5 protein-coding genes and 1 pseudogene are annotated in these 5,261 nt (G+C 62.2%); 1 reads left to right on the top strand and 5 read right to left on the bottom strand.

The annotated features are described in order from the left end of the window. Positions 1 to 208: 208 nt before the first annotated feature. Positions 209 to 1,249, bottom strand: a complete 1,041-nt coding sequence (gene xylF, locus ENZ74_RS20610; RefSeq protein ID WP_013529274.1) for a D-xylose ABC transporter substrate-binding protein — start codon at positions 1,247 to 1,249, stop codon at positions 209 to 211. Between the two features lie 269 nt (positions 1,250 to 1,518). Between xylF and ENZ74_RS20605 the strand changes: the two genes are divergently transcribed. Continuing rightward, complete coding sequence (locus tag ENZ74_RS20605; protein WP_063169146.1) at positions 1,519 to 2,766, top strand: ROK family protein; 1,248 nt, start codon at positions 1,519 to 1,521, stop codon at positions 2,764 to 2,766. A gap of 16 nt (positions 2,767 to 2,782) precedes the next feature. Here the strand turns inward: ENZ74_RS20605 and phoB are convergent, their stop codons facing one another. The 4 genes and pseudogenes from phoB to ENZ74_RS20585 form a co-directional block, all read right to left on the bottom strand. Further along, entirely contained in the window at positions 2,783 to 3,472 is a 690-nt protein-coding gene (gene phoB, locus ENZ74_RS20600; protein WP_010911896.1) for a phosphate regulon transcriptional regulator PhoB, read from the bottom strand. Between the two features lie 16 nt (positions 3,473 to 3,488). Next, a complete protein-coding gene (gene phoU, locus ENZ74_RS20595) occupies positions 3,489 to 4,196 on the bottom strand; it encodes a phosphate signaling complex protein PhoU (RefSeq protein ID WP_013529272.1) in 708 nt (235 codons plus the stop codon). A 26-nt stretch (positions 4,197 to 4,222) separates the two neighbouring features. Continuing rightward, a complete protein-coding gene (gene pstB, locus ENZ74_RS20590) occupies positions 4,223 to 5,041 on the bottom strand; it encodes a phosphate ABC transporter ATP-binding protein PstB (protein WP_013529271.1) in 819 nt (272 codons plus the stop codon). A gap of 17 nt (positions 5,042 to 5,058) precedes the next feature. Beyond that, positions 5,059 to 5,261, bottom strand: a pseudogene (locus tag ENZ74_RS20585) (phosphate ABC transporter, permease protein PstA); the annotation flags it as partial.

Raw genomic sequence — 5,261 nt, 5'->3', positions numbered from 1 at the left:
CTGCTGGTCATCTGGATTGGGCTGCATGTCATTTCCAGCCTGCGGGTTGGACGTCGTGTCGGTCATGATTTCCTCCCACCGGCTGGCCGTCTGACGCGCATGCCGGAGCCCAGCCTAGAAGCTATCCGCATGATGCGGAAACACAATTCTTTGAGAAAACGCCGCGGCTTTTGGGCCGCGGCGTTCAGATATTTCGAAGTGGTCCGGATCAGTTACAGGCCGCGACGGTGCCGGCAGCGACACCCGCGCAGACTTCGTCCTTCTTGATCCAGCCAGCGTCGATGACGACGTTGAGATTGTCCTTGGTGATGGCAACCGGAGTCAGGAACAGCGACTTGACGGTGTTGCCGCCCGGCGTCGTGAAGTCCTTGGCGCCGGCGATGTCGCTCGTCTTCTTGCCGTCGGCCAGTTGCGAGGCGATCTCGGCGGCATTCTTGCCGAGCTCGCGCGCGTCCTTCCACACCGACACGGTTTGCGTGCCCAGGGCGATGCGGTTCAGCGCGGCGTGGTCGCCGTCCTGCCCCGAGACCGGCACGGTGCCGGCCAAGCCTTGAGCCGTCAGCGCCGCGACGACGCCACCGGCAGTGCCGTCATTGGCCGCGACCACCGCGTCGACCTTGTTGTCGTTGGCGGTCAGGAACTGTTCCATGTTCTTCTGGGCGTTGGCGGGCAGCCAGCCATCCGTGTAGGCTTCGCCGACATTCTTGATCTTGCCGCTGTCAATGGCTTCCTTGAGCACTTCCATCGAGCCCGAGAACAGGAAGTCGGCATTGGGATCGGCACCGGAGCCCTTGATGAAGACGTAGTTGCCTTCCGGCTTGACCTTGAACACTTCGCGGGCCTGCATGCGGCCGACTTCCTTGTTGTCGAAGGTCAGATAGAAAACATCCTTGTTCTCGATCAACCGGTCATAGCCGACGACCGGAATGCCTTCGTCCAGGGCTTTCTGCACGGCCGGGCCGATGGCCGAAGCATCCTGCGCCAGGATGATCAGGGAATTGGCGCCCTGCGAGATCAGGCTTTCGACGTCCGTAAGCTGCTTGCCGGGATTGGACTGCGCATCGGCGGAGATGTACTTGTCGCCGGCGGCCTCGATCGCCGTCTTCATGGCGGCCTCGTCGGTCTTCCAGCGTTCCTCCTGGAAGTTGGACCACGAAACGCCGACGACTTTGTCCTTCGCCTGCGCGACAGACGCGAGCGTCAGCGACATGGCGGCACCCGCCAGGATGGCGGCTGTGAATCTTTTCATATTATCCTCCCTGCGCCGCGTATGGCGCGACCAAACTGGCCCGAAGGCCGGCACAAAGGCCCTATTTTTTCGAGCCTCGAAAAAATACTGGGCCAACGCCCGAACGCTGTCAACATCGATTCTGATGGATTTTGATGTCGTTTCGAATTTTTTTCGGGCCTCGGAATAAATAAATGACACGGCGCGCGGCTTCTGCCAGTATTTGACCGCGTCACCGACAGCGTTCCAGGGCAGGAAGAACCGCGGCGACCGGGAGGATATGAAAGAGCATGTCGGTCGGAATCCGCCACGACGATTTGCGCCGCCGCAACCGCGCGATGGTGATCGCGGCGGTGCGCCGCGCCGGACAGCCGTCGCGCACCGAGATCGCCGCAACCACAAGCCTCAGCCATTCGACGATCTCGGCGATCTCATCCGACCTGATCGTCGAAGGTATCCTGACCGAAAGCAAGCCGAGCGAGGCCGGCTCGCTCAAACGCGGCCGTCCGCAGGTCGGCCTCAGCCTCAATCCGGAAGCGGCCGCGGTAATGACCGTGGTGCTGTCGCTGAACTTCCTCTCGGTCGCCGTCATCGACTATGCCGGCCAGGTAATATCCGAGGAACAGCGCCGGCTCGACACGCTGACGATGTCGCGCGACTCGCTGATCGGTGAGTGCACGGCAATCGTGCGGCGCCGCCTGGAAGATCCCGACCTGGACGTGCGCAGCATCGCCCGTATCGCGCTGGCCGTCCAGGGCATCACCGACACCCGTGCCCGCGCCATGCTGTGGTCGCCGATCACGCCGCACACCGACATCGCCTTCGCCGACATATTCGAAGACGAGTTCGGCATCCCAGCCATTATGGAGAACGATTGCAACATGATGGCGGTGGCGCTGCGCTGGCGCGACCCCGATCGTTACCGCGACGATTTCATCGCTATCCTTTTGTCGCACGGCATCGGCATGGGGCTGGTGCTGAAGGGCGAATTGTTCACCGGCACCCATTCCTCGGGCGGCGAATTCGGCCACATGATTCATCGGCCGAACGGGGCGCTGTGTCGCTGCGGACGGCGCGGCTGCGTCGAAGCCTATGCCGGCAATTATGCCATCTGGCGCAACGCGCGGCAGATGGGCGAGGATGCAGAACCCGTCGCCGATGTCAGCGATGCCGACATGCGCGCCCTGGCTGCCGCCGCCCGCGAAAGGGACGGACCCGAACGGGAAGCCTATCGCAAGGCCGGCGAAGCGCTCGGCTACGGCCTCGGCAGCCTGTTCGCGCTGATCGATCCGGCGCCGGTCGCCATGGTCGGCGTCAGCGCCGCCGCCTTCGACCTGATCGAGCCGGCATTGCGGCAAGCGATTGCCCAGACCGCCGGCGGCCAGCATTCCAAGTCGATTTCCTTCGACACCGAGCCGAACGAACTGCCGCTGATCCGCGAAGGCTGCGCCATGCGGGCGCTAATCTTCGTCGATCAGGAGATTTTTGCGCCGGGCGTGCAGGCGAGATCCGGTCTCGGCGGCAAGAACGTGGCGTGAGTTCAAACGAGGGAGTTCAGTCCTCGCGAATGGCGTAACCCGCCCCACGGATGGTGCGGATGACATCGGGCATACGGCCGTTGTTGACCGCCTTGCGCAGCCGGCCGACATGCACATCGACCGTGCGTTCGTCGATGTAGATCGTCTCGCCCCAGACATTGTCGAGCAGTTGGCTGCGCGAGAACACGCGGCCTGGATGGCGCATCATGAATTCAAGCAGGCGGAATTCCGTCGGCCCGAGCCGGATTTCGCTCTTCTTGCGATAGACACGGTGCGATTCGCGATCGAGCACGATATCGCCGACCTTGAGCACGCTGGACAGCACTTCCGGCTTGGCCCGGCGCAGCAGCGCCTTGACCCTGGCCATGAACTCCGGCGTCGAGAAAGGCTTGACCAGATAGTCGTCGGCACCGGTCGAGAGGCCGCGCACGCGGTCGCTTTCCTCGCCTCGCGCGGTCAGCATGATGATCGGCAGCCGCTCGGTCTCGGGACGCATCCTTAGCCGGCGGCAGAGTTCGATACCGGAAACCGCAGGCACCATCCAGTCGAGCACCAGAAGGTCTGGAACGTTCTCCTGCAGCCGGATTTCGGCCTCGTCGCCGCGCGTCACCACCTCGACCTGGTAACCTTCGGATTCGAGATTGTAGCGGAGCAGCACGCCTAGCGGCTCCTCATCCTCCACCACCATGATGCGTGGCGCGATCATCGGCTGGTCACCCCTGTCATGCCGCTGGCGCGGACATTGCCGTCTCGTCCTGCTTCGGACGGTTGGCTGGCAACTGCGTGCCGGTCAAAACATAATAGGCATTTTCGGCGATGTTGGTCACGTGGTCGCCGATCCGCTCGAGGTTCTTGGCGCAAAACAACAGGTGCGTGCACGCCGTGATGTTGCGCGGATCTTCCATCATGTAGGTCAGAAGTTCGCGGAACACCGATGTGTATTTGACGTCGATGCGTTCATCATTGTTTCTGAGCGTGGCAAGCGCTGCCGCGTCAGCGGCGGCATACTCGTCGACGACCCCCTGCACCTGGATCAGCACCAGCTGCGCCATTGCGTCGATCGAATGCGAAAGGTCGTGCGGCGTGACGCTCAGCCCGACAGTGCCGACGCGCTTGGCGATGTTCTTGGCAAGGTCGCCGATGCGCTCGAGGTCGCCGGCCATGCGGATCGAACCGACCACCGCACGCAGATCGTTGGCCATTGGCTGGCGCTTGGCGATCAGCGTGATGGCACGATCGTCCAGCTCGCGCTGGCGTGCATCCATGATGGCGTCGTCGGAAACCACCCGCTGCGCCAGCGCATTGTCCGAATTGAGCAAAGCCCTGGTCGAGCCACCGACCATCGAGCGGGCGAGATCGCCCATGTCGCGGATCAGCTGGCTGATCTGCTCCAGATCCTCATCGAAAGATGCAACGGTATGTTCACCCATGATCTTCGTCCCTCATATGCCAGAGATCAGCCGAACCGGCCGGTGATGTAGTCCTGGGTGCGTTTGTCGTCGGGGGTGGTGAACATCTTGTCGGTGGCGCCCTCCTCGACCAGATAGCCAAGATGGAACATCGCGGTGCGCTGCGACACGCGCGCTGCCTGCTGCATCGAATGGGTGACGATGACGATCGTATAGTTCTGACGCAGTTCGTCGATCAGTTCCTCGACGCGAGCGGTGGCGATCGGGTCGAGCGCCGAACACGGTTCGTCCATCAGGATCACCTCGGGCGACACGGCGATGGCGCGTGCAATGCACAGGCGCTGCTGCTGGCCACCGGAAAGACCCGTGCCAGGTTCCTGCAAACGGTCCTTGACCTCGTTCCAGATCGCCGCCTTCTTCAGGCTGGACTCGACGATCTGATCCATGTCGGCCTTGCGCTTGGCCAATCCGTGGATGCGCGGACCATAGGCGACGTTCTCGTAGATCGACTTTGGGAACGGATTGGGTTTCTGGAACACCATGCCGACGCGCGCCCTGAGTTCGACGACATCGATGTTCTTGTCGTAGATGTCCTCTTCGTCGAGCGTGATCTTGCCGGTTACCCGTGCTGAATCGATGGTGTCGTTCATGCGGTTGAGGCAGCGCAGGAAGGTGGACTTGCCGCAGCCGGAGGGGCCGATCAGCGCCGTCACCTGGTTCAGGCGGACGTCGAGATCGACGTCGAACAGCGCCTGCTTCTCGCCGTAGAACACGCCGACCTTGTCGCCGCGCATTTTTATCACTTCGTTCGACTTCATCTTGTCGCCCACTGCGTTTTCAAGGGACTGTTCGGTCATGATGTTCATACCAAAATGCCTTTTTTCTACCAGCGCCGCTCGAACCGACGCCGAAGCACGATCGCGGTGATGTTCATGGCCATGAGGAAGACGAGCAGGATGATGATGGCGCCGGACATACGCTCGACGAAGGCGCGTTCGGCCTCGTTCGCCCACATATAGATCTGCACCGGCAGCGCGGTGGCCGGATCGAAAGGCGTCGTCGGTGGATCGGCGACGCCTTTCGATC

It is taken from the genome of Mesorhizobium sp. M7A.F.Ca.CA.002.15.2.1, assembly GCF_003998715.1.
Taxonomy (GTDB): Bacteria; Pseudomonadota; Alphaproteobacteria; order Rhizobiales; family Rhizobiaceae; genus Mesorhizobium; species Mesorhizobium ciceri.
Note: the sequence above shows the minus strand (reverse complement) of the source record. Positions and strands in the feature narration are given on the sequence as shown.